This is a genomic window from Streptomyces sp. NPDC020958 (assembly GCF_055562175.1).
Genome location: NZ_JBVHFU010000003.1, coordinates 193034 through 216772 on the forward strand (window position 1 = coordinate 193034; position 23739 = coordinate 216772).

Genomic DNA, 23739 nt, shown 5'->3' on the forward strand with positions numbered 1-23739 from the left:
GTACCCGGGTCTTCGGCCGTCGCACCGCCCGCGGATGCGGCCCGCGTGTGATCTCCGAGTACCCCGGTACGATGCGCCGGTGAGCACGGAGACGAACGGCGGGCATCCGGCCCCCGGAGACCTCCCCGCCTTCCCGGGCGACCTGTCGGCCTTCGCGGTGCAGTTGCGTCGCATGCACGGCGAGGTCGGCCGGGTCATCCAGCAGTACGCGGCCCGGCAGAACCTGCACGCCACCGACGTGCAGGCGCTGGCCGCCATCCTCGACGCCCCCGAGCCCATGACGCCCACCCGGCTGCGCGCGCTGCTCGGCCTCACCTCGGGCGCGGTCACCGCCTGCGTGGACCGGCTGGAGCGCGCCGGGCACGTCCGCCGGGTGCGCGAGGACGCCGACCGCAGGGTGGTGCACCTCCAGTACGTCGACGACGCCCGCGCCGCCGCCCGTACCCACTTCCGGCCGCTGGCCGACGCCGTGCGCCGGGCCGGTGCGGGCTTCGACGCGCACGAGCTGGCCGTGGCCCTGCGGTTCCTGACGGAGCTGAACGACATCCTGGCCGAGGTGCCCGGGGAGTCCGCCGCCGGCCGCTGAGGGCTGCATCCGAAGGTTCGGCGCCCGGAGAAGCAGGGGTGACACATGCCATCGGCCAATATTGTTTGATCATTGAGATAGTTCATCGTCGAGCTTTCTGTTCGGGAGTCTCCCTTGTCGCGCGCCCCCAGGAGTCACATGACACCCCCGCCCCGCCGCCGCACCCGCGGGCTCGTCCCGTTCGCCATGGTCGCCGTCTGGCTGGTGCTCGGAGGCCTGCTGGGTCCCTTCGCCGGACGACTGGGCGAGGTCGCCACCAACGACCAGGCCGCCTTCCTGCCGAGGAGCGCCGAGTCCACCCGGGTGCTGGCCGAGCAGGCCGCCTTCCGGCAGCGTGAGACCCTGCCGGTCGTCGTGGTGTGGACCGCCGCCGGCGGCGCGGCCGTCAGCGGCGAGCAGCGCGCGGCCACCGCCGCGGTGGCCGCGCTCGCCGGCACCCCCGGCACCGCCGGATCTCCTTCCCCCGCCCTCCTCTCCCGGGACCGCGCCGCCCTCCAGGCCGTCGTACCGCTGCGCCCCGATCTCGGCGACCGGCTCGCACCCACCCTGGAACGGGTGCGGACGGCGGCCCGCGTCCCCGGCACCCAGGTGCGACTCGCCGGCCCCGCCGCCACCCAGGCCGACCTCGCGGACGCCTTCTCGGGCATCGACGGGGTGCTGCTCGCGGTCGCCCTGGCCACCGTGCTCGTCATCCTGCTGCTGGTCTACCGCTCCCTGCTGCTGCCGCTGGTCGTCATCCTCGGCGCGGTGTTCTCCCTGGGCCTCGCGTGTGCCGTCGTCTACGCCCTGGCCGACCACGGCCTGGTGCGCGTCGACGGCCAGGTGCAGGGCATCCTCTCGATCCTCGTCATCGGCGCCGCGACGGACTACGCGCTGCTGGTCACCGCCCGCTGCCGGGAGGAACTGGCCGCCGGCCGCGACCGGTACGCCGCCGCCCGGGCCGCCCTGCGCCGCTCGGCCCCGGCCGTCCTGGCCAGCGCGGGCACCGTCGCCCTCGGCCTGATCGCGCTGCTGCTCAGCGACCTCACCAACAACCGGGCGCTCGGGCCGGTCGGCGCCGTCGGCATCGCCTGCGCCGCCCTCAGCGCGCTCACCTTCCTGCCGGCCGTCCTGGCCCTCCTCGGCCGCCGCGCGTACTGGCCGGCCAAACCCGGGAGCGGGGGCGGCGCGACCGGGCTGTGGCAGCGCGTCGCCCACCTGGTCGACCGGGCGCCGCGCCGGGTGTGGGCGCTCGCCCTGACCGGACTGCTCGTCTGCTCGGCGGGCGCCCTCACCCTGGACTCGCGCGGCGTCCCGCTCGACGAGACGTTCGTACGGCACGTGCCGTCCGTCACCGCCCAGCAGACCCTCGCCCGGCACTTCCCGGCCGGCGCGGGCACCCCCGTGGTGGTCGTCGCCGACGCCACCGCCGCCGACCGGGTGGCGCGCACCCTGCGCGCCGCCCCGGGCGTCGCCGCGGTGACCGCGACCGGCGCGCAGGGCCGTCCGGCGGCCGAACCGCTGGTGGCGGACGGCCGGGTCAGGTTCGAGGCGACCGCTAAGGCGGCCCCCGACACGCAGGCCGCCCGCGACACCGTGGCCGGGCTGCGCGCCTCGCTGCACGCGCTGCCCGGCGCGGACGCCCTCGTGGGCGGCTACACCGCGCAGCAGTACGACACCCTGCGCGCGGCCGAACGCGACCGCGTGGTCATCGTCCCCGTGGTGCTCGCCGTCATCCTGACCATCCTCGTGCTGCTGCTCCGTTCCTTCGCGGTGCCCGTCCTGCTGGTGCTGACCGTCGGCCTCAACTTCACCGCGACCCTCGGCGTGGCCGCGCTGGTCTTCCGCGACCTGTTCGGATTCAGCGGCACCGATCCGTCCGTACCGCTGTACGGGTTCGTCTTCCTGGTGGCACTCGGCGTCGACTACAACATCTTCCTGATGTCCCGGGTCCGCGAGGAGACCCTGCGGCACGGCACCCGCGAGGGCGTCCGGCGCGGGCTCGTCACCACCGGCGGGGTCATCACCTCCGCCGGGGTGGTGCTGGCCGCCACCTTCGCGGCGCTCGGCGTGATCCCGCTGGCTTTCCTGGTGCAGATCGCCTTCATCGTCGCGTTCGGCGTGCTGCTGGACACCCTGGTGGTGCGCTCGCTGCTGGTGCCGGCGCTCGTGCGGGACGCCGGGGGCCGCGTGTGGTGGCCCACCCGGCCGGGGACCGAGCGAGACGATGCAGACTCGATGCGAGTTGCCGGGGTGGGAGCACGGGACGGACGGTGGTGCTGAGACAGGGAGCAATCCCGTCCGAGGAGCGATCCGGTACCAGGAGCAGCCACATGACCGCAGTCGCCATGACCGAGAACCCGCCCGTCACCACGACGGATTCCGACAGCGCGCTGGCCCTGCGCTTCGTGGCCGGGGACGAGGGCGGCCTGGAGGCGGTCTACCGCCGGTGGGCACCTCTCGTCCTCTCCCTGGCCCGGCAGTCGCTGGGAGACGGCGCGGAGGCCGAGGACGTCACCCAGACGGTGTTCCTCGCCGCCTGGCACGGCCGCCACGGCTACCGCCCCGGCCGCGGCCCGCTGCCCGCCTGGCTCGTGGGCATCGCCCGGCGCAAGATCGCCGACGCCCTGTCCGCCCGCACCCGGCGCACCGACGTCGCCGCCGCGGCGGCCGCGCGCGAGTCCACCAGCTCGCCGGATCCGTCGAACGCGCACGACGCGGTCCTGAACCGCGTGGACGTCACCCGGGAGCTGCGCCGTCTTCCCGAGGCCCAGCGGCGGGTGCTGTGCCTGGCGTTCTACGGTGATCTGACGCAGACGCAGATCGCCCATGTCACCGGCTGGCCGCTGGGTACGGTCAAGAGCCACGCCCGGCGCGGCCTGCTCCGCCTGGGCCGGTGCCTGGACGGCGAGGCCGCGTAGGAAGGCCGCCCGGCGGACGGCTCGGCGCCCGCCGGGTACCCGGGTGCCGGGCACGGGAAGAGGAGCACATGACCACCGCGAACCCCGCCGGGCAGCCCCCGCCCGAACCGGCCGCCGTACCCGGCGGCGCCGGCGTGACCACGGGAGTGCTGGCGCGCCGCCTCGGCGTCTCGCCCATGACCCTGCGCTCCTGGGACCGCCGCTACGGCATCGGACCGACCGCACGCACCGGGGGCGGCCACCGGCGCTGGACGGCGGGGGACGTGGCCACCGTCGAGGAGATGTGCAGGCTGACGGCGACCGGCATCCCGCCGGCCGACGCGGCCCGCGCCGCCCGCGCCGCCCGCGCGGCCGTCGCCGAGCCGCCGCCCGCGCCCGTGACCGCCGCCGTCCCGGCGCTCCCGCCGGCCGCGGCGCGGTCCCGGGCCGCGGGCGCGCTGCCCCTCGGTGACGTGCGCCTGGAGTGCCGCGGCCTGGCCCGCGCCGCCGTACGGCTGGACGCGCCGGCCCTGGAGGAACAGCTCACCGCGGCCGTCGAGCGGTACGGCGTGGTGGTCGCCTGGCAGGAGGTGATGGCTCCCACGCTGCGCGCCGTGGGACGCCGCTGGGCCTCCTCCGAGGACCGCTACGTGGAGGTGGAGCACCTGCTCGCCTGGCACGTCTCCACGGTGCTGCGCCGCAGCGCGCCGCCCGTCGTCCCGGTGACCGCCCCGGCGACCGGCTGCGTCCTGCTGGCCTGTGCGCCCGGCGAACAGCACACGCTGCCGCTGGAGGCGCTGCACGCCGCGCTCGGCCGTGAGGGTCTGCCGGTGCGCATGCTGGGAGCGGCGGTGCCCGTCGAGGCGCTGGACGCGGCGGTCCGCAGGCTGGGACCGGTCGCGGTCGTGCTGTGGGCCCAGGACAGCGCTCGGGCCGCTCCCGCCCTGGCCCGGCACGTCGCCGCGCTGCGCTGGGGCATGAAGGGGACGCGCCGTGGTCCGGCGGTGCTGCTGGGCGGCCCCGGCTGGAGCCGGACCCAGCCCGCCGAGGTGCTCAGGCCGGCCGGACTGGCGCAGGCGGTGGAGGCGCTGCGCGCGCTGTGCGGAGCGGGGAGCGGCGGGGCCGGATGACTTTCAGGGCCGCTCCCGGGCCTGCCGGAAGCGGTCCAGGCCCTCCGCCAGGGACACCACCGGCTCGGGGTAGCCGGTCCTCGCCAGCTCCCGCGCCGGAAGTTTCCACGGCTCGTGCACCTGGCTCTCCTTCACGTCCGCCAGTTCCGGCACCCAGCGCCGCACGTACGCCCCGTCCGGGTCGTACTTCTTGCCCTGGGTGACGGGGTTGAGCACCCGGTTGGGCCGGGTGTCGGTGCCCGTGCCGGCCATCCACTGCCAGTTCAGCTGGTTGTTCGCCAGGTCGCCGTCGACCAGCAGGTCCAGGAAGTGCCGGGCGCCCACGCGCCAGTCGACGTACAGCGTCTTGGTGAGCAGGCTCGCCGCCAGCAGCCGGCCCCGGTTGTGCATCCAGCCCTCGTACCGCAGCTGCCGCATCGCCGCGTCCACCACCGGGTAGCCGGTGCGGCCCTCCCGCCACGCCTCGGCGTCCGCCTCCGCGTCCCTGCCGCGGCGCCACCGGTCCCGCTTGGTGCGGTAGTCGCGGACGGCGGCCTCCGGGCGGGCGGCGAGCACCTGGCGGTGGAAGTCGCGCCAGGCGATCTGCCGTACGAACGCCTCCGCGCCCGGGCCGCCCGCCCGGCCGGCCCGGTGCACCACCTCGACCGGGGAGAGCGTGCCGAAGTGCAGGTGGGGGGAGAGCCGGGAGGTGGCGTCGCCCGCCAGGTCGTCGTGTCCGTCCTCGTACGAGGCCACGCCGGAGCGCAGCCACGCGGCCAGCCTGCGCCGGGCCTCCGTCTCGCCGCCCGCGCACAGCCCCGGGGACACCCCGTTCACGGCACCGCGTTCCGGCAGCGGGGCGGAGCCCACCTCCTCGGGCACGGTGACCGCGCGCGGGGCCTCCAGCACGTCCCGCAGGCCCTGGGCGGACCAGTGCCGGTGGTAGGGCGTGAACACCGCGAAGTGGTCGGAGGAGTTCGGGGTGACCGCGCCCGGCGGCACGGCCGTGCTCACCGTGTCGTGCACGTACAGGCGCCGCCCTTCGGCCTCCAGGGCGCGGCGCAGCCGCCGTTCCCGCGCGCGTGCGAAGGCGCTCACGTCACCCGCCATGTGCACCTCGTCGGCGTCCGCCTCGGCGGCCACCCGGCACACCTCGGTGACCGTGTCGCCCTCGCGCAGCACCAGCCGCCCGCCCCGCTCCCGCAGCCGGGCGTCCAGGTCGCGCAGGCAGTCGGCGAGGAACGCCAGCCGGTTCGGCGCGGCGAAGCCCGCCGCGTCCACGGACGGGTCGCGCACGAACAGCGGCACCACCCGGCCTCCGCCGTGCAGGGCCGCGCGCAGCGGCGGATGGTCCGACAGGCGCAGATCGCAGGTGAACACGACGACCGAGGTGTGCATGGGGGCTCACTTCCGCTTCCGATGTCTCGCTCTCTGAAGGTTTCGCCCCGGCGGCCGGTCCCGGATGCGGCCGGCCGCCGATGGTCGCCCGTTCGAGTGCCGCCGCATCCGAGGCGGCGGCCGACGGGGAAGTACCTGAGGAAGACGCCGGGCCCCGCGCCCGTGCGGACGTCGCAGCAGGTCCCCGAGGAACGAGGAGAGGTGGTGGGCCGTGGCGGACGGATCCGCGGTCGCGGACGTCGTCGTGGTGGGTGCCGGGGTCGCCGGCCTCGCGTGCGCCCGTGATCTGGCCGCCGCCGGGCTCCGCGTCGCGGTGCTGGAGGCGGGCGACGGGGTGGGCGGACGGATGCGGACCGACCGGCTGGACGGCTTCACGGTGGACCGCGGCTTCCAGGTCGTCAACCCCGCCTACCCGCAGCTGCGCCGCCGCCTGCCCGCCCCGTTCCTCGCCCCGCGGCCCTTCCTGCCGGGGGTCCTGGTGCACACCGGTGACCGGCGCGTGCTGCTGGCCGATCCGCGCCGCCGCCCCGACACGGTGCGGTCGCTGCTGTCCGGACGGCTCGCCGGGCCGCGCGACCTGGCGGCGCTGGTCGCGCTCGGCGCCCGCGACGCGCTCGCTCCGGCCGGTGCGCTCAAGCGGTCACCGGAGCGCACCACCCGCGCCGCCCTCGCCGGGGCCGGCTTCTCCGAGCCGTTCGTGGAGGGCTTCTTCCGGCCGTTCCTCTCCGGAGTCTTCCTGGAGGACGCCCTGGAGACCTCCAGCCGGGTGTTCCACCTGGTGTGGCGCAGCATGCTGCGCGGCGCCCTGTGCCTGCCGGCCTTCGGTGTCCAGGCGGTTCCCCGTGCCCTGGCCGCCGCCCTGCCCGAGGGCACCGTACGGCTCGGCACCCCCGTGGCACGGCTCGCCGGCCGGGGCGTGGTCACGGCCGACGGTACGGAACTGCCCGCGCGTGCCGTGGTCGTGGCGACCGGCGCCGACGCCGCCGCGCGGCTGCTGCCCGGCCTCGACGTCCCCGCCCACCGCACGGTCACGACCTACTACCACGTCGCTCCGCGCTCGCCCCTGGGCCGACCCGTCCTGCTGGTCGACACCGGCCGCCGCGTACTGAACACGTGTGTCCTCAGCGATGTCGCACCCGAGTACGCGCCGCGTGGCAGCGCCCTGGTCGCGACCTCGGTGCTGGGCGGCGACACCGCGCCGGTGCGGGCGGCCGTCGGCACGGCGCTGTCGGAGCTGTACGGGACCGATACCGGCGCCTGGGACCTGCTGGTCGCGCGCACCGTCGAGGCCGCGCTGCCCGCCATGCCGCCGCCCTGGCGGCTGACCCGCCCCTGCCGCATCGGCCCCGGCCGCTACGTCTGCGGGGACCACCGCGGCACGGGTTCCGTCCAGGGCGCCCTCGCCTCCGGCGCGCGGGCCGCCCGGGAGGTGCTGGCGGACCTCGACGGGCGCTGACCGCACGACGGGCGTGCCGCTCGGGCCTCAGCGGGCGAACCTCGCGACGGCCGCCGGGGTGACCGGGGTGAAGACGTTGACGAGGTTGCCGTCGGGGTCGCGGAACAGCAGTGAGCGGTTGCCCCAGGGCATCGTGGTGGGCTCGGCGACGAAGTCGGTGACGAAACCGGTCAGGTTCCGGTGGACGCGGTCCACGTCGTCGACGAGGAACTCGGTGATCACGCTGCGGTTGTCCGCCGGGCGGGCGGAGCCCGGGGCGAACAGCGGGACGGTGCGGGTGCCGGCGATCGCGAGGGTGGCGGTGGGGGTCCTGAGTTCGGCGAAGTCCTCGGTGGCCCACGTCGCCGGGACGCCCGTGACCCGCTCGTAGAACTCGACGAGGCGCGCCACGTCGCCGGTGATGATGCGGATCGATACGAAGTTCACGGGGTCTCCCTGGCTGTGCCGACGGTGTGTGCCTCGCAGGCTAGGAGAGATAGCGGACGGAACCGGTCCGGTATTCGCCCTAGGCTGGGAGCATGTACCGACCCACCGGACGCGTGCTGACCCTCCTGGAACTGCTCCAGTCGGGCGGCACCCGGACCGCGGCCGAACTCGCCGACCGGCTCGGCGTCAAGGAACGCACCGTACGGCGGTACGTGGACCAGCTGATCGACCTGGACGTGCCCGTGGAGTCGGTGCGCGGCCGCTACGGCGGGTACCGCCTCGCTCGCGGACACCGCCTGCCTCCGCTCATGCTCACCGACGAGGAGGCGCTGGCCGTCGTGCTCGGCCTGGTCGCCGGCCGCCGCACCGGGCTGACGACGGCGGCGGACACGGGGGGCGAGACGGCGTCCGCGAAGATCCGGCGCGTGCTGCCCGGACACCTCGCCGGCCGGCTCGCCGCGCTCCTGGAGACACTCGCGTTCACGGACGGGACCGGAGCACTTGACGCCCCGGACGCCGGGGTCCTGCTCACCCTGGCCGACGCGGTGCGCCACCGGCGGCCGGTCTCGGTCCGGTACACCGACGGCGCGGGACGGCGCAGCGAGCGCACGCTGCACGCGTACGGGATCGTCGCCCATTCCGGCCGGTGGTACGTCACGGGCAGGGACGCCGGGATCGACGAGGACCGCACCTTCCGGCTCGATCGCATCGCGGACGCGAGGGCCCTGCCGGGCTCGTTCGAGCCACCCGCCGGGCCCGCCCCGGCGCAGCGCCTGCTGTCGGCCCTGGCCACGGCCGACTACCGGCACGAGGTGACCCTGCGGATCCACGGGACGGTCGCGCAGATCCGCGCCCGCCTCCCCGCCGCCGTCGCGAGGCTGGCGGATCCCGGGCCCGCGACGGGCGAGGACCCGGCGGCCGAGCGCTGGCGGCGCGTCGACATGCGGGTGGAGCGGCTCGACTGGCTGCCTCCCGTCCTCGCTTCCCTGAACCGCCCGTTCGTCATCGACCGCCCCGACGAACTGCGCGATCTCGTCGGCGCACTCGCCACCCGCCTCGCCTCCTACGCCCGCGACGGATCGCTTGGCGCTCCGCCTGAACGGTCCGCCCCGTGACGTCCTGCCGTCGGCCGATGAGCGCACGCGGTGCGCACCGAGGCGTACGGCGGGGTACGCGTCCGCTGGACGACGCACAAGTGGCGGCCGGAACAGCTGGTCGGCCCACGAGCAGTCCGCCCGGTTCGAGAAGGAGAGCACGATGCCCGACCGCACGACGGCCGCCGATCTCGGTCCTACGCCGGTACGGCCGCCGCTGGACCCCGAACTGGCGCCTGTCGAGGCCGAATTGCGCGAGAACCTGCCGGCCCTGTCGGACGCGACCCTCCCCGAGGCCCGGCGGCTGACGGCGCAGGGGCTGCCCGGAGAGGGGCCGGAGGAACTGCGGGCGGGCGGCAGGGTGCGCCTGTCGGAGTTCCGGGTCCCCGGACCCGAGGGCGCCCCGGACCTCACCCTGCTGGTGCTCAGCCCGGCCGGGCGACGGGAGCCGGTCGGCGGCATTTATCACGTCCACGCGGGCGGGACGGTCGTGGGAGACCGCCGCAACGGCCTGCGCACGGTGCTGCCGTTCGTCGCCGAGGGCGCCGCCGTGGTGGTGTCCGTGGAGTACCGGCTGGCCCCCGAGCACCCCGACCCCGCGCCGGTCGAGGACTGCTACGCGGGGCTGGTGTGGACCGCGAAGAACGCGGAGCGGCTCGGCATCCGTCCCGAGCGGCTGCTCGTGTTCGGCGCCAGCGCCGGGGGCGGCCTCGCGGCGGGAACCGCACTGCTCGCCCGCGACCGCGGCTTCCCCGGCCTGAGCCACCAGGTGCTGATGTGCCCCATGCTCGACGACCGCTTCGGGACGCACAGCAGCCGCATGCTGGACGGCACGGGGACCTGGGACCGCAACGCCGCCCTCTACGCCTGGAACGCCCTGCTGGGCGACCGGCGGGGCGGCCCGGACGTGTCGCCCTACGCCGCCCCGGCCCGCGCCGCGGACCTCACCGGGCTGCCCAGGACCTACCTCGACACCGGTTCGGCGGAGGGGTTCCGCGACGAGATCCTCGACTACGCCCGCCGTCTCTCCGAGGCGGGGGTGAGCGTGGACCTCCACATGTGGGGCGGGGGCTTCCACGGGTTCGACTGGACGGCACCGGACGCGGCGGTCTCCCGGGCGGCCACCGCGACCCGTGAGGCGTTCGTCCGCCGGGCCCTCGAAACCTGAGCGGCGGGGCCGTGCGCACCCGAAGGGGGGTTGGGTACACCCCGGACCCTGCGGACGGCACCATTCTCGCGCGCCCCCCGGTCCGGTTGGCTGGTGCACGTCACCGACAGAACTCACCACGGGGGGACCGACCATGCGGATGCCGACACCGAAGAGGGCCGGAGCCGTCGTACTCACCGCCGCGCTGCTCACGCTGGCACCGCCCGGGATCGCGACGGCCGCCACCGCCGGACCGCCGTGGCCGGCGCGGCACTACGGCGAGGACGTGCTCCGGCGGGACCTGGCGGCCGTCCGGCGGGCCGGGGGAGGCGACGTGAACGTGCTGGCCAGGGTCGACGGGACGGCCGGCGGGCCGCTCCTGGCACGGATCGGCACCCGCACGGCCGACTCCGCGGAACCGGTCCCGTGGAACGCCCACTTCCGGGTGGCGAGCACGACGAAGACGTTCACGGCGACCGTCGTCCTCCAACTCGCGGCGGAGAAAAGGCTGTCCCTGGACGACACCGTCGCGCACTGGCTCCCCGGAGTCGTCGCGGGCCACGGCAACGACGGCAGCCGCATCACCGTCCGCGACCTGCTCCGCCAGACCAGCGGTCTGTACGACTACGTCGACGACCCGGAGATCCAGGACCGGCTGCTCCACCACTTCGACGAGAACCGGTACGACACCACGCCCGCGGCCGCCCTGGTCGCGGTGGCCATGGGGCACCCCCCGCTGTTCGTGCCCGAGCGGGGCGGGGCCACCCGGTGGGCGTACTCCAACACCAACTACCTGCTGGCCGGGATGATCGCCGAGAAGGCCGGCGGCGCGAGCTGGCAGGAGCTCGTCGAGCGCCGGGTGATCGACCGGCTGGGGCTGCGGGACACCTCCGTCCCCGGACTCGACCCGCGCCTGCCCGACCCGCACGTGCACGCGTACCTGACCGCCGCCGACGGCAGGCGCCTCGACGTCACCGAGCACAGCCTCCAGCACACCGCGGACTCCGGGGTGGTGAGCACCACCGCCGACCTCGACACCTTCTTCCGCGCCCTGGCGGGCGGCCGGCTGCTCCCCGCCGCGCAGTGGCGCGAGATGCGGCGCACGGTGGAGCGCACCGACGACCCGGAGGACGTCGCGGAGATGCCCGAGGGCACCTACGGCCTCGGGCTGCGCAGGATCCCGCTCTCCTGCGGCGGTCACTACTACACCCACGAGGGCGACGGGGCGGGCGTCAACACCCGTCCCGCGGTGAGCGCGGACGGCAGGCGCGCGGTGACCGTCTCGGTCACCACGACCACCGCGCCACCGGACCTGCCCGCCCTCAACCGCGCCACCGGCGCCCTCGTCGACCACGCGCTGTGCGCCGGGAGGTCCACCGGTACCGGGTGACGGGTGCCGCTCCTGTGCCCGGCCGACGGACCGTCACCGCGGGACGTCGGCCGAGAGCGCGTCCCGGAGCTGCGCCCTGGCCGTGATGCCCAGCTTGGGGAAGACCTTGTGCAGGTGGTAGCCGACCGTACGGGGGGAGAGGTACAGGCGGGCCGCGATGTCACGGTTGGTCAGGCCCTGCGCGGCGAGTTCGGCGATCTGCCGCTCCTGCGGGGTGAGTTCACCGCCGGCCGAGGGGCCCGTTACCGCCCCCGCCGCCCGCAGCTCCGCCGTCGCCCGCTCGGTCCACGGGCGGGCGTCCAGACGCTGGAAGCACTCCAGGGCGGCGGCCAGATGCGCACGGGCCTCGACGCTGCGGCGGCGCCGGCGCAGCCATTCGCCGAAGTCGAGCCGCCCGAGCGCCTTCTCGAACGGCCAGGCGTCGGTGGCGGGGTCGTCGAGTGCGGCGCGGAAGTGCCGTTCCGCCTCGTCGGTGTCGGTCAGCAGAGCGGCGGCCCGGCTCAGTACGGCTGCCAGCCGGGGTGAGGGGTCGGGCTTCAGGGCGTGCGCCACGGCGTCGACCACCGTGCGGGCGTCGTCCGCCCGTCCGGCGCGGACCGCCGCGGCCGCCAGGTCGCCGAGGTGGTAGAGCGAGGCGTGGTAGTGGACGGGCGCGGGGCGGAAGTCCCGGGTGAACGTCGCCCGCAGCTGCTCGTAGGCGTCCTCGTGCTCGCCCGCGACGAACGCGGCCATGCCCACGGCGTACCGGTGCCGGACCTGGAGGCTCAGCGAGCGGCGCAGGTCCACGCCGTGGACCGCCTCCGCCGCCTGCGTCCGGGCCGCCGCGTGGTCGCCGCGCAGCGCGCTCAGGGTGGCCCGCAGGATCCGGGCGCCCACGGTCACGTTGTCGGCCCCCGCCTCCGTCGCCATCCAGAACGCCTCGTCCGCCGCGTCCTTCGCCGCCGCCCAGGAGCCGTTCTCGAACAGCGCGAGGGCGAGCGCCTGGGTGACGGTCGCGTTGGTGCCCGCGCTGCCGGCCCGCCGCAGTAGGTCCATGGTGCGCCCCAGGATGCGCACCGCCTGCCCGGTCTCGTCCAGGATCCAGGTCGTGCCGCCCAGCGCGGTGAGGTTCCCGAGGGTCTCCGCCCGCGCCAGGGCGGCGAGTCCCTCCGTCAAGTGCCTCGCCAGCAGCGGCCGTTCATGATGCGGATCGCCGACCGCCCGGACCCAGGCGCGGCCCGCCGGATCACCGTCCGCGTCGATCAGGCCGCCGATCCGGCGCAGCTCCTCCCGGTAGTAGGGCGCACCCGAGTTGTAGACGGACGTCGCGGCGGTGCTCAGGGCGTCCAGGGCCAGGCCCGGAGCCGGCGCCGCGCAGGCCTCCGCGACGCCGAGCAGCAGCGCCAGCGCGTCCTCGTGCCGCAGCGTCACCCCGAGGGCCCAGCCGCCCAGCAGCGAGGCCTCGGAACGCAGCCGGGGATCCTCGGTGATCCCGCCCACCCGGCCGCTCATCTCGCCGACCCACTGCGGATGGCCGGCGAACATCGCCGCCTGGGCCGCCGTCAGCAGCCGCCGGGCGCGCAGGTCCGGCACCGGGGTCAGCTCGGCGGCGCGTTCCAGCGCGGTCGCGGCCGCCGCGTAGCCGCCCCGGTCCCGGGCCCGTTCGGCGCTCTCGGCCAGGGCGTCGGCGACCTCCGCGTCCTGGCCGGTGGCCGCCGCGGCCAGCTGCCAGGCCCGGCGGTCGGGCTCCTCGGTCAGCGCGGCGGCCAGCGCGAGATGCGCCTGCCGGCGCTCGTGGAAGGAGGCCGCGTGGTAGACGGCCGAACGCACCAGCGGATGCCGTGGCAGCACCCTGCCGTCCGCCACCCGCACCAGCCCCGCCCGCTCGGCGGGGTCCAGCGCCTGTACGACGTCCAGATCGGGCGCGGCCCGTATCAGGTCGGCCAGCTGGGCCGTGCCGGCCGCGGCCACCAGCAGCAGGGCCCGGCGGGTGGGCGCGGGCAGCGCGGGCAGGTCGGCGGCGAACAGGTTCTCCAGCCGCGCGGTGAGCGGCAGTGCGGTACCCGCGGCGCCCTGGCCGCCGTCCGCGCTCCGGCCGCGGGCCAGCGCGCGGGGCAGCTCGATCAGGGCCAGCGGATTGCCGGCCGCCTGCCTCAGGATCTCGGCCCGTGCCTTGCCCCGGGGCGGATCCGGCTGCGTGTCCAGCAGCAGCCCGGCCGCGGTGCGGCTCAACGGCCCCACGGTCACCTGGGGAAAGTCCCGGTCGAAGCGGGCCGGTACGCCGTCCTCGCGGGCGGCCAGCAGCAGCACCACCGGCCTGCCCTCCAGCCGCCGGGCGAGAAAGCCCAGCACGTCCACCGAACCGAGGTCCAGCCACTGGGCGTCGTCCACCAGCAGGAGCAGTGGCCGACGGGCGGCGGCCTCGGTGACCAGGGCGAGCACACCGACGCACAGGGACAGCTGATCGAGCTTCAGCTCGTACCGCGCCCCGTCCGGACCGAAGGCGCGGTCCAGCGCCTCCCGTTGGGCCGCGGGCAGCCCGTCGCCCGGCAGCAGCGGATGCAGCAGCTGGTGCACCCCCGACAGACCGAGGCCCGCCTCCCCCTCGCTGCCGCGCACCCGCAGGATCCCCAGGCCCAGCTCCCGGCCCCGCTCGGCCGCCCGGTCGACGAGGGTGCTCTTGCCCGCCCCCGGCTCCCCGGTCAGCACCAGCACCTGGGGACCGCTGCCGTCCACCGCCGCGAGCAGCCGGTCGATGCGGCCCAGTTCGGCGGTCCGGCCCAGGATGCGCGGTTCGCGGGGGTGGTCGGTGCCGCCGTGCATAAGGGTCCTTCTCGTCGGTGCGCCGCCACGGGTCGAGGTGTGCGCGCTGGTACGACCATCCTGCCAGTGGCGACCGGGGCGACCGGTACCGCGGTGACTGGTCAGATGACGGAAGCGGACCGGCCGCGACTCCGCGAGGATTCCCCTGGCCAGCGAGAACGCACCGCCACGGGAGTACGTGAATGACGGTCCACCCACCCCAGGGGGCCACGCCGGGTGCCCCGGGGAGCGCCCCGCTGGGCCGGGACGGCGAGATCGAGCGGATCCTGCGGTGCGTACGGCGCGAACCCGGCACCCCGGGAACCTTGCTGCTCCTCGGCGACGAGGGGATCGGGCGTACGACGCTGCTCCGGCACGTCCGGGAGCGGGCCGGGGCCGAGGGCGTACGGGTGCTGGCCGCGCAGGGCTGGGTCGGCGACCCGCGGCCCGCGTCCGCCTGCCTGCGGCAGCTCCTCGCGTCGTCGCCGGCGGCCGACGCGGGTCCGCCGCGGGCCGTACCGCCGGGGGACGGGCGACCGGACGAGGACGACCTGCCCACGGCGCTGACGGCCCTGCTCGACCGGCTCGGTGCCGACCGGCCGGTGCTGGTGTGCGTGGACGACGCCGACCTGTGCGACCACGCCTTCCTGGAGATCCTGTTCAGCGCGGGGCGGCTGCTGGCCGGCCGAGCCCTGACGTTGCTGCTCGGCGCCCGCCACGAGGCGGCCCTGCCCGTGCCGCCACCCGGTACCGAGACCCTGCGGCTGGGCCCCCTGGACGCCGCCGCGGCCGCCGCCCTCCTCGACCGGCTGCCGCTGCCGCCCACCGGCAGGCACCGTCTGGAGATCCTCGCCGAGGCCGCGGGCAACCCGCTGGCCCTCGTCGAACTCGGCCGCGCCGCGCCGGGCCCCGCGCAGGCGGTGCGGCACGCCCCCGCGGAACACGTCTTCGGCGCCCGACTCGCCGCGCTTCCCGTCGCGACGGGCCGGGCCCTGCTGTACGCGGCTGCCGCGGAACCGGACGAGAGCGTGGCCGCCGTCATGGCCGCCCTGGGCACCGCCGACCTCGCGGTGTGGGCGCCGGCCGAGGCGGCCGGGCTGGTCGTGCTCGCCGAGGACCGGTTGTACTTCCGGCATCCGCTGGCCCGGTCGGCCGCCAGCCTGCGACGCCCCGCGGCCGAGCGCCAGCGGGCACACCGCGACCTCGCGGAGGTCGCCGCGCGGCCCGAGGCCAGGGCACGCCATCTGGCCGCGGCCACCGTGGGCACGGACGGGTCCGTCGCCGCGGCGCTGGAGGGGGCCGCCTGGCGGCGCGGGGACGCGGTGCGGGCCGCGCGCGACCTGGAGCAGGCGGCGCGGCTCAGTCCCGGGCGCCCGCAGCGCGCCCGCCGGCTCGCCGCGGCACTGACGGCGGCGTTCGCGGTGGGGGACCCCGACTGGACCCGGGAACTGTACGGACGGCTCGTCCAGGAGGATGCCGACCCGGAACTCCTGTGCGTGGCGGCCGGGGCCCTGGCCTCCGCCCTGTCCCACGAGTCCGCCCAGCGCGAGGCGTTCGAGCTGCTGACCGCCGCCTCGGAGCACTTCCCCGCCCTCGACCCGACGCTCGCCCTCGCCCTCACGACCCTGGCCGCCGGCATCACCGCCCGCTCGGGCCTGCCGGACCACCGGGCGACCCTGCCGACCCTGCTCGACCGGGTACGCCGGACATCGCAGGGCGAGGCGGACGAGGCGGGCGAGAGGGTCGGGCAGGGTGGCGGGGCTGCGGTGGGTGATGTGGCTCGGCCGGTCCAGGCGGAGGGGCCGTTGGCCGGGCTGGACTCCGCGGGGGCCCGGCGGGCCATGACGGCGCTGGTCGGCGTGGTGGGGCGGCCCGAGACCGCCCCCGGGGTGCGGGCCGGCCTCGGGCGGCCGCGGCGGGCCCCGCTCGGCGGTGCGGACGCGCCGGTCGTCCGGGCCGTTCTCGCCGCGGTGGCGCACCACGCCGACGAGGCGGACACGGACCTGGGGCGGTCCCGCACGGCCGACGACCGGCTGCGGGCCGCCCGCGCCTTCGGGCTGCGCGGCTGGTCGGTCGTCCCGCACGTGGACACCCTGCTCGCCGTCGGACGGTTCACCGAGGCCGGGTCCGTCATCGAGGACGCCCGCGCCGAGGCCGCCGTACTGCGGCTGCCGGGCCTGACGGCCGACCTGGAGGCACAGGCCCTGGCCCTGTGGGCGCTGCGCGGCGCCCCGTCCCCGGAACCCCGGCTCACCCCGTCCGTCTGGCGTGCCGTCTGCCTTCAGGAGAACCTGGCCACCCACGCCCGGCTGCTGCGCGCCCGCGGCCTGGTCGCCGTCCTGCGTGGGGACATGGAGGACGGCTGGCGGCACCTGCGCGGCCTGTTCACCGCCGACGGATCACCTCTGCATCCCCACCTGTCGCCCCGCGGCATCGCCGAACTCGCCGTCACCGCCCAGCGCACCGGCCGCCCGGCCGAAGCCCTGCCGGTCCTGGAGCGGGTCGGGGCGGCCCTGGGCGACCGCCCCAGCACCAGGATGACCCTGCTGCTGCACCACGCCACCGCCCTGGTCGGCGCGGAGCGCGAGGCCGAGCAGCACTACCAGCTCGCCCTCGTCAACCACTCCGCGAACCGCTGGCCGTGGGAGTGCGCGCACGCCCGCCTCAGCTACGCGATCTGGCTGCGCCGTTCCCGCCGCACCCGGGAGGCGCGCGCACAGCTGACCACCGTCCTGGAGACCGCCGAGCACCTCGGCGCGGGTACCCTCGCGGACGCCGCCCACCGCGAACTGCGCGCCAGCGGCGCCGCACCGGCCCCCGAAGGCGTCGGTCCGCTGGAGCGACTGACCGCTCAGCAGCGGCAGATCGTCCAGCTCGTCGCGGGCGGCCTGTCGAACCGGGAGATCGGCGAGCGGCTCTTCCTCTCGCCGCGTACCGTGGGCTCGCACCTGTACAAGGTGTATCCCATACTCGGCATCAGCAGCCGCCACCAGCTCCGTGACCTGGTGCAGGGACGGTGAGCGGGCCGACGGACGGCGGCCGGAGGACAGCCCGTGACACCAGGAGCCCGGCCGGCCGGACGCCCATGACATCGGGACACCGGTCGCGGGAGTGCCCGTGACACCCGGCAGGCCGGCCACGGCCGTCGTCCTCGACCAGGCCGTGCGGCGCCTGCTCGGCGCCACCGCCGCACCGCCCGCCCTCGACGACCTCGGTCCGGACACCGCACGGCAGGCGCTGCGGGAGACCCAGGCCGACCGGTTCGAGGACTTCGCCGTGGACGCCGTCTTCCGCACCGCACCGGTCGGTCCGTCCGGGCTGCTCGGCTTCTGGACGGTCCGCCCGGCGGGGGTCCCGGGACCGCTCCCGGTCCTGCTGTACCTGCACGGCGGCCGCTGGACCCTGGGCGACGCCCAGACCCACGCCCGGCTCATCAGCGAACTCGTCACCGACGCCGGCGTGTGCGCCGTCGTCCCCGAGTACAGCCGCACCCCCGAGGCCCGCTACCCGGTGGCCCTCGAAGAGTGCTACGCCCTGCTGACCTGGGCGGTCTCCCAGGCTCGCGAACTCGCCCTGGCCCCCGGCCTGCTGGCGGTGGCCGGGGACTGCGCCGGCGCCACCCTCGCCGCCGCCGTGACCATGCTCGCCAAGCTCCGGGGCGGTCCGAAGATCGCCGCGCAGCTCCTCTACTACCCGCTCACCGACGCCCGTTGCGACAGCGCCTCGCAACGCCGGTTCGCCACCGGCCACCTGCTCACCCGCCGGGCACTGCGCGCCTACTGGGCGAGGTACGTCACCGGCCCGGCCGGGCGCGCCGAACCCACCGCCGTGCCGCTGCGCGCCCGCCCGCAGGAACTCGCGGGACTGCCGCCCGCGCTGGTCGTCACCGCCGAGGCCGACGTGGCCAGGGACGAGGGCGAGCAGTACGCGCGGCTGCTCACCGAGGCGGGCGTCGAGGCGCTGTCCGTCCGGTTCCTCGGCACCGTCCACGACTTCGTGGCGCTGCACGCCCTGGCCGACAGCGAGACCACCAGGGCCGCGATCCGCACGGGCGGCTCCTTCCTGCGCGCCCGCCTCGACCCCACGCGGCCACCCCGGACGGAGCCCGGCACCACCACCACAGCGGCCATCGCGGCCCTCGCTGCCACTGAGGACCAGTCGGGCGACTGATGCGCCGGCGCCCGTCGCCGGGTGAGGCTGACACCATGCCGACCGTCATCGACTCCCCCGAGGAGAGCCCCCGCGCCAGGGTGCTGACCACGCGCTCGGTGCCGCCGGGCGAGAGCCTGGACTACTGGCACGACGCCGTGCTCGACACCCTGGTGGGGATGGACATCACCGCCGAGGGCCGCACCTACGACGCCACCCTGCGCACCGACCGCCTCGGCGACCTGCAGATCACCACGGTGGAGGCCGACCCCGGCACGGTCCACCGCGCGCCGCGCTTCATCGCCCGCGGCGACGGGCAGCAGGTCTTCGTGGCCGTCCAGAGCACCGGCCGCGCCCGGGTCGAACAGGACGGCCGCAGCACCGAACTGCGGGCCGGGGACATCGGGTTCTTCGAGACCGTACGACCCTTCCGCACCGCCTTCCCGGAACGCTTCCGGATGAAGATCTTCGCGGTGCCCCGGCGTCTGCTGGACCTCCCGGAGGCCGACCTGCGGCGGCTCACCGGCCGCGCCGTCAGCCCCCGCGGAGGACTCCCCGCCCTGCTCGCGCCGTTCCTGGAACGGCTGGCGGACACCTCGGAGTCGTACGCGACCCCGACGGCTCAGCGGCTGGCCGGGAGCGTCGTCGACCTGGTGGCGGCCACCGCGGCGGACCAGCTCGCTCAGGATCCCGCCGAACTGCCCGGCGCCGACGGCGTCCTGCTGCTGCGCGTCAGGACGTACATCCGCTGGCAGCTGTCCGACCCCGGGCTGACCCCGGCGGGCATCGCCCGGGCGCACGGCATCTCGGTCCGCTACCTGCACCGGCTGTTCCAGGACGAGGACACCACCGTGTGCCGGTTCATCCGCGAACTGCGGCTGCGGGAGTGCCGCAGGGACCTCGCCGCGCAGCCGCCCGGCTCCGTCGACCTGGGCCGGGTCGCCCGGCGCTGGGGCTTCAGCGGCCCCGCCGGCCTCGGCAAGGCCTTCCGCACCGCCTACGGACTGTCCCCGACCGACTGGCTGGACCGGGTACGGGCGGGCGGGGCGCCATGCTGACCGCGGTCACCCGCGCCACCCGGGAACCGGCACCCGACGAGCGCCTCGCCGCCTGGCAGCGCGCCCTCTCCCGGACCTTCGTGGACGTCGAGGTCGGCGTGGAGCGGGACCGCCCGTGGACCGGCACCCTGGCCGCCGAACGGCTGGGCGCCCTCCAGATCGCCACCGAGGAGTTCGGCCCCGGCGCGATCCTGCGCGACGCCCGCACCGTCGCCGCCGACCCGCGCACCCACATCCTGGTCCGACGGCAGCTGGCGGGCACCGCCCTGCTGCTCCAGGACGGCCGCACCGCCGAACTCACGCCCGGCCGGCTGGCCTTCCACGACGCCCGCCGCCCGTTCCGCCTCGTGCTCCCCGAACGGCAGCGGGCGCGGATCCTGATGCTGCCCCGCGCCCTGCTGCGGCTGGAGGAACGGCAGCTGCACGCCCTCACGGCCACCGTCGTGGACGACGCCGCCGGGGGAGCGGCGGCGCTGCTGCTGCCGTTGCTCGACGGGCTCCTCGACGAGGTCGCCCGGTCCGGCGCGTCCCGGCGCGAGCAGCTCGCCCGTGCCGTCCCGGAGATCCTGGCCACCCTCGCCGTCGAGCGGATCGGCGAGCCGCCCGAGTCGGCCCTGTGGGAGCGGATCACGGCGTCGGTCCAGGCCCGGCTCGGCGAACCCGGTCTCGCCCCGCGGGACATCGCCGACCAGCACGCCATCTCGCTGCGCTACCTGCACCGGCTCTTCCAGCGGCACGGCACCACCATGGGTGCCTGGGTGCGGGCCCGCCGACTGGCCGCGGCCCGTGCGGAACTCGCCGGGCCCGGCGCCGCCCGGCGGTCGATCGCCGCGGTGGCCGCCCGGTGGGGTTTCACCAGCGCCTCCCACTTCAGCCGGGCCTTTCGCGAGACGTACGGGATGTCACCGGCGCAGTGGCGGCGGGCGGCGGCCGAGGAACAGTGACGACAGTGCCCTGTCGTGCTCCGGGAGCGCACAGATGCCCGATCGGCGGGCGGGGCGGGGGCCGGCGCCCCGATACTTGGGGTCGATGGGGTGGGGCTGCCGCTTGGGGTCCGTCCTTCGGGAACTGCCCCTTGGGAGCGATGGAGCGGACATGACCGACGAGGCGATGGGTGACGAGGTCTACCAGCCGGACGGTTCGGAGGTGCAGGACGACGCGGGGCTGCTGGACGCCGCGGACACCCTGGACTACCGGGCCGGCGAGGAGGCCCTGGACGAGGGCTACTCGCCGCCGGAGCGGCCCTGGGCCGTGGAGCACACCGGTGTGACGGCGGCGGAGGGGCAGCGGGGGGAGACCCTGGACGAGCGTCTCGCCGAGGAGGTGCCCGACCTCGGCGTCCCGGAGGGCGACGGTATCGGCGACGCCTGGGACACGGACGGCGAACTCATCGACGACGAGGTCGGCGACCACCGTGCCGGACGGCTCCTCGCACCGGACGAGGGGACGCACGAGGTCACCGACTCCGACCTGTTCGCCTCCGACCGGGGCCTGGACGGCGCGGGCGCGTCGGCGGAGGAGGCCGCGATGCACGTGATCCCGGAGGCCGACACCTACTGACTCGACCGCCGCCCCTTCCGGCCCCGTGGCGGGGGGGCGCATCCAAGCGCCGCCCGACAACCCGCCCGGGCCGGTCGGCCAGTTCGGGCCGGTCGGCCAGTTCGGGCCGGGTGCGGTGGTCGGTAGGGGTCCGGTGGCAGCTCGGGTTCGAGGTCGCTCGGGTCAGAGGTCGCTCGGGTTCGGGGTCGGCTCGGGTTCGAGGTCGGCTCGGGTTCGAGGTCGGCTCGGGTCCGGTGCTCCGTTCAGGTTCTGCTCAGTTCGGGTCCGAGGGGCCGTGGACGTCCGACGGTTCGCTCGCGGCCGGTGGTCGGTTCGGGGCCGGTGGCCGGTGCAGGTGGCGTAGCAGAGCCGCGACCGCCGCCGGGGGCTCGCCGGGCGATCGTACCACCATCACCTTCCAGCTCGGCGCGTGCCGGGTGAACCGGTAGGACGTCAGGTCCGGGAAGCGGTGGGCGATGGTCGGCGGCATGATGCAGACGCCGAGGTCGGCCCGGACCAGTTCGGACGCGGCCACGATGTCGTTGACCTCGAAGGTCGTGGCGCGTTCGACGCCGACCGCCCGGAACGAGCGGTCCGCCGCGTCCCTGATGGCCCACCCGGGGGTGAACTCCACCTGGGGCAGCTCGGCGATGTCGGCCAGGTCGACGGTGTCCTCCGGGCCGCTCACGGGGAGATCACGGCGGGGCGAGGCCACCAGGACCATCTCCTCCCGGGACAGCAGCCGGGTCACCAGCCCGCGCTGCTGCTGCCGGTCCAGTGCCACCACCGCCAGGTCCACCGTGCCCTCGCGCAGCGCCTGCCGGATGTCGGTGACCGCGGCCTGCCGCAACCGGACGCCCACCCGGGGATGTTCCGCCCGCAGCGCGGCCAGCGCGAGGTGCAGGTCCGCCCAGACGCCCTGCATCGTGCCCACCGTCACCCGGCCGCGCAGCTCGCCCCGCGCCGCGTCGACCGCCTCCCTGGCCGCCTCGGCGGCGCGCAGCGCCTGCCGGGCCGCCGGCACGAACGCCTCGCCGGCCGGGGTGAGGCCGACCCGGTGCGTGGTCCGGGTGAACAGCGGGGTGCCCAGCTCGCGTTCGAGGGCGCGGACCGTACCGGAGACGGCGGACTGGACCACGTGCAGCCGCCGTGCCGCCGCCGTGAACCCACCCGCGTCGGCCACCGCGACCACGACTTCCATCTGCCGCAGGTCCATCATCCGCTCCCACCGACACAGCGCCCGTCCGAGCCGAGCGACGACCTCCGCCGCATCCTAGACACGCCCTCACCCCGGTCCCCGGCCCCAGGGCCCTACGCCGACCGCGTCACCCCCCGTCGCCGTTCGGTCAGCCAGTACAGGAGGGCCAGGATCGGCAGGGCGGCGCCGAGCAGGGTCACCGCGGTCCAGCCGTCCGCTCGGAAGGCGAAGGAGGCCGCCTGGGAGCCGATGGCGCCGCCGATGAAGAAGATCGCGATGAAGGCGCTGTTCAGGCGGGCCCGGGCCAGGGGGTCCAGTTGGTAGACCGTGTGCTGTCCGAGGATCAGGCTGGTCTGCACCGCCGTGTCGAGGGCGACGGCCGCGAGGCCGATCAGGACGACGCTGTGCTGACCGAGACCGGCCACGGCGAAGGCCAGCGCGGCGACGCCGAACGCGGCCCCGGTCATCGGTCGGGTCAGCCCCCGGTCGGCCCAGTGCCCGGCCAACGGGGCCACGGCCGCACCGGCCGCTCCGACCAGCGCGAACACCCCGACACCGACGGCGGAGTAGTGGAAACGCGGCCCGGTCAGGACGTACGAGACGGTGGTCCAGAAGGCGCTGAAGGCGCCGAACATGGCCGCCTGGTAGAGGCCGCGGCGCAGCAGCACCGGATGCGTGCGCACCAGTGCCGCGGTGGAGCGCAGCACGTGGTGGTACGGCACGGACGTGGTCGGCGCGTGCCGGGGCAGGGCCAGCCGCAGGGCGACCGCCAGCAGGGCCATCAGCACGGCGGAGCCGAGGTAGACGACCCGCCAGCCGGCGACCCCGGAGACCAGGCTGCTGAGCGTGCGGGACAGGAGTATGCCGGTCAGCAGGCCGCTCATCACCCGGCCCACGACCCGGCCCCGGGCGTGGTCGGGCGCCAGGCTCGCGGCGAACGGCACGAGGATCTGCGCCACCACGGACGTGGCACCGCTGACCAGCGAGGCGACCAGCAGCATGGGGAACCCGGTCGCCAGTCCGGCCGCCACCAGGGCGAGCGTGGTCACCGTCAGCAGGGCGGTGACCAGGCTGCGCTTCTCCAGCCGGTCACCGAGCGGGACCAGGAAGACCATGCCGATCACATAGCCGACCTGGGTGAGCGTGATCAGCCCGCCCGCCGCGGACTCGCCGATGTGGAAGACCCCGCGCAGCTCGGACAGCAGCGGCTGGGCGTAGTACAGGTTGGCGACCGTCATCCCGCAGGCGACGGCGAACAGCGCGATCAGCCAGCCGGGCACCCCGTGGGCGGATCCGGCGGGCGCCTCCCCGCGCGGGGAGCTGAGATCGGACGACGACTGGGACACGGGAACTTTCCTCACAGGAGGCTGTGTACTCACGTACCCCCACAGCGCCGCGCCGCCCGCCGTACTTCCCAGTACACGGCGATCATCCGGGATGTCAGTCATCTCGGGCAGAGATGAGCGACGCGTCGCGCCCGGCGTGCGCTGCGGGGTCGCCGGATGTGCGCTCGCGGTCAACTGCCGTGG

At 75.9% G+C, this 23739-nt stretch carries 18 protein-coding genes; 13 read left to right on the forward strand and 5 right to left on the reverse strand.

Annotated features, from left to right (window positions below):
* The first annotated feature begins 34 nt into the window (after positions 1 to 34).
* From ACZ3KP_RS11190 to ACZ3KP_RS11205, 4 genes are all read left to right on the forward strand, one after another.
* Complete coding sequence (locus ACZ3KP_RS11190) at positions 35 to 586, forward strand: MarR family winged helix-turn-helix transcriptional regulator (protein WP_467498364.1); 552 nt, start codon at positions 35 to 37, stop codon at positions 584 to 586.
* A gap of 138 nt (positions 587 to 724) precedes the next feature.
* Complete coding sequence (locus ACZ3KP_RS11195) at positions 725 to 2848, forward strand: MMPL family transporter (protein WP_467498366.1); 2124 nt, start codon at positions 725 to 727, stop codon at positions 2846 to 2848.
* A 50-nt stretch (positions 2849 to 2898) separates the two neighbouring features.
* The gene (locus tag ACZ3KP_RS11200; protein ID WP_467498368.1) at positions 2899 to 3486 is read left to right on the forward strand and encodes an RNA polymerase sigma factor; all 588 of its coding nucleotides are present in this window, start codon (positions 2899 to 2901) and stop codon (positions 3484 to 3486) included.
* A 68-nt stretch (positions 3487 to 3554) separates the two neighbouring features.
* Positions 3555 to 4595 carry a MerR family transcriptional regulator gene (locus ACZ3KP_RS11205; protein ID WP_467498370.1) on the forward strand — a complete coding sequence of 347 codons (1041 nt, stop codon included), beginning with the start codon at positions 3555 to 3557 and terminating at the stop codon, positions 4593 to 4595.
* Between the two features lie 3 nt (positions 4596 to 4598).
* Here the strand turns inward: ACZ3KP_RS11205 and ACZ3KP_RS11210 are convergent, their stop codons facing one another.
* Complete coding sequence (locus ACZ3KP_RS11210; RefSeq protein WP_467498372.1) at positions 4599 to 5972, reverse strand: cryptochrome/photolyase family protein; 1374 nt, start codon at positions 5970 to 5972, stop codon at positions 4599 to 4601.
* 211 nt (positions 5973 to 6183) lie between these two features.
* On the opposite strand from ACZ3KP_RS11210, the gene ACZ3KP_RS11215 reads away from it, so the two are divergent.
* Positions 6184 to 7428: an NAD(P)/FAD-dependent oxidoreductase gene (locus tag ACZ3KP_RS11215; RefSeq protein ID WP_467498374.1), complete on the forward strand. Its 1245-nt coding sequence runs from the start codon at positions 6184 to 6186 to the stop codon at positions 7426 to 7428.
* Between the two features lie 27 nt (positions 7429 to 7455).
* Here ACZ3KP_RS11215 and ACZ3KP_RS11220 read toward each other — a convergent pair whose 3' ends face one another.
* Entirely contained in the window at positions 7456 to 7854 is a 399-nt protein-coding gene (locus ACZ3KP_RS11220) for a VOC family protein (RefSeq protein ID WP_467498376.1), read from the reverse strand.
* A 92-nt stretch (positions 7855 to 7946) separates the two neighbouring features.
* Here ACZ3KP_RS11220 and ACZ3KP_RS11225 point away from each other — a divergent pair, with 92 nt between their 5' ends.
* The 3 genes from ACZ3KP_RS11225 (at position 7947) to ACZ3KP_RS11235 (ending at position 11485) form a co-directional block, all read left to right on the forward strand.
* A complete protein-coding gene (locus ACZ3KP_RS11225; protein ID WP_467498378.1) occupies positions 7947 to 8969 on the forward strand; it encodes a helix-turn-helix transcriptional regulator in 1023 nt (340 codons plus the stop codon).
* Between the two features lie 142 nt (positions 8970 to 9111).
* Positions 9112 to 10116 (forward strand): alpha/beta hydrolase, encoded by a 1005-nt coding sequence (locus ACZ3KP_RS11230; RefSeq protein WP_467498380.1) that lies wholly within the window; start codon positions 9112 to 9114, stop codon positions 10114 to 10116.
* Between the two features lie 139 nt (positions 10117 to 10255).
* Positions 10256 to 11485 carry a serine hydrolase domain-containing protein gene (locus tag ACZ3KP_RS11235; protein ID WP_467498382.1) on the forward strand — a complete coding sequence of 410 codons (1230 nt, stop codon included), beginning with the start codon at positions 10256 to 10258 and terminating at the stop codon, positions 11483 to 11485.
* Positions 11486 to 11518: 33 nt separating this feature from the next.
* Here the strand turns inward: ACZ3KP_RS11235 and ACZ3KP_RS11240 are convergent, their stop codons facing one another.
* On the reverse strand, positions 11519 to 14287 hold the full coding sequence (locus tag ACZ3KP_RS11240) for an ATP-binding protein (RefSeq protein WP_467498384.1): 2769 nt from the start codon (positions 14285 to 14287) through the stop codon (positions 11519 to 11521).
* A 182-nt stretch (positions 14288 to 14469) separates the two neighbouring features.
* Between ACZ3KP_RS11240 and ACZ3KP_RS11245 the strand changes: the two genes are divergently transcribed.
* The 5 genes from ACZ3KP_RS11245 (at position 14470) to ACZ3KP_RS11265 (ending at position 21033) form a co-directional block, all read left to right on the forward strand.
* Entirely contained in the window at positions 14470 to 17286 is a 2817-nt protein-coding gene (locus tag ACZ3KP_RS11245; RefSeq protein WP_467498386.1) for a helix-turn-helix transcriptional regulator, read from the forward strand.
* Between the two features lie 97 nt (positions 17287 to 17383).
* Positions 17384 to 18436 (forward strand): alpha/beta hydrolase, encoded by a 1053-nt coding sequence (locus ACZ3KP_RS11250; protein WP_467498388.1) that lies wholly within the window; start codon positions 17384 to 17386, stop codon positions 18434 to 18436.
* Between the two features lie 35 nt (positions 18437 to 18471).
* A complete protein-coding gene (locus tag ACZ3KP_RS11255) occupies positions 18472 to 19473 on the forward strand; it encodes an AraC-like ligand-binding domain-containing protein (protein WP_467498390.1) in 1002 nt (333 codons plus the stop codon).
* Positions 19467 to 20417 (forward strand): helix-turn-helix domain-containing protein, encoded by a 951-nt coding sequence (locus tag ACZ3KP_RS11260; RefSeq protein ID WP_467498392.1) that lies wholly within the window; start codon positions 19467 to 19469, stop codon positions 20415 to 20417. Before ACZ3KP_RS11255 ends, ACZ3KP_RS11260 begins: the two co-directional genes overlap by 7 nt.
* Before the next feature lie 151 nt (positions 20418 to 20568).
* Entirely contained in the window at positions 20569 to 21033 is a 465-nt protein-coding gene (locus tag ACZ3KP_RS11265) for a DUF5709 domain-containing protein (protein ID WP_467498394.1), read from the forward strand.
* A 253-nt stretch (positions 21034 to 21286) separates the two neighbouring features.
* On the opposite strand, the gene ACZ3KP_RS11270 is transcribed toward ACZ3KP_RS11265, so the two are convergent.
* Positions 21287 to 22228 carry a LysR family transcriptional regulator gene (locus tag ACZ3KP_RS11270; protein ID WP_467498396.1) on the reverse strand — a complete coding sequence of 314 codons (942 nt, stop codon included), beginning with the start codon at positions 22226 to 22228 and terminating at the stop codon, positions 21287 to 21289.
* A gap of 95 nt (positions 22229 to 22323) precedes the next feature.
* Complete coding sequence (locus tag ACZ3KP_RS11275) at positions 22324 to 23490, reverse strand: MFS transporter (protein WP_467499227.1); 1167 nt, start codon at positions 23488 to 23490, stop codon at positions 22324 to 22326.
* Positions 23491 to 23739 lie beyond the last annotated feature (249 nt).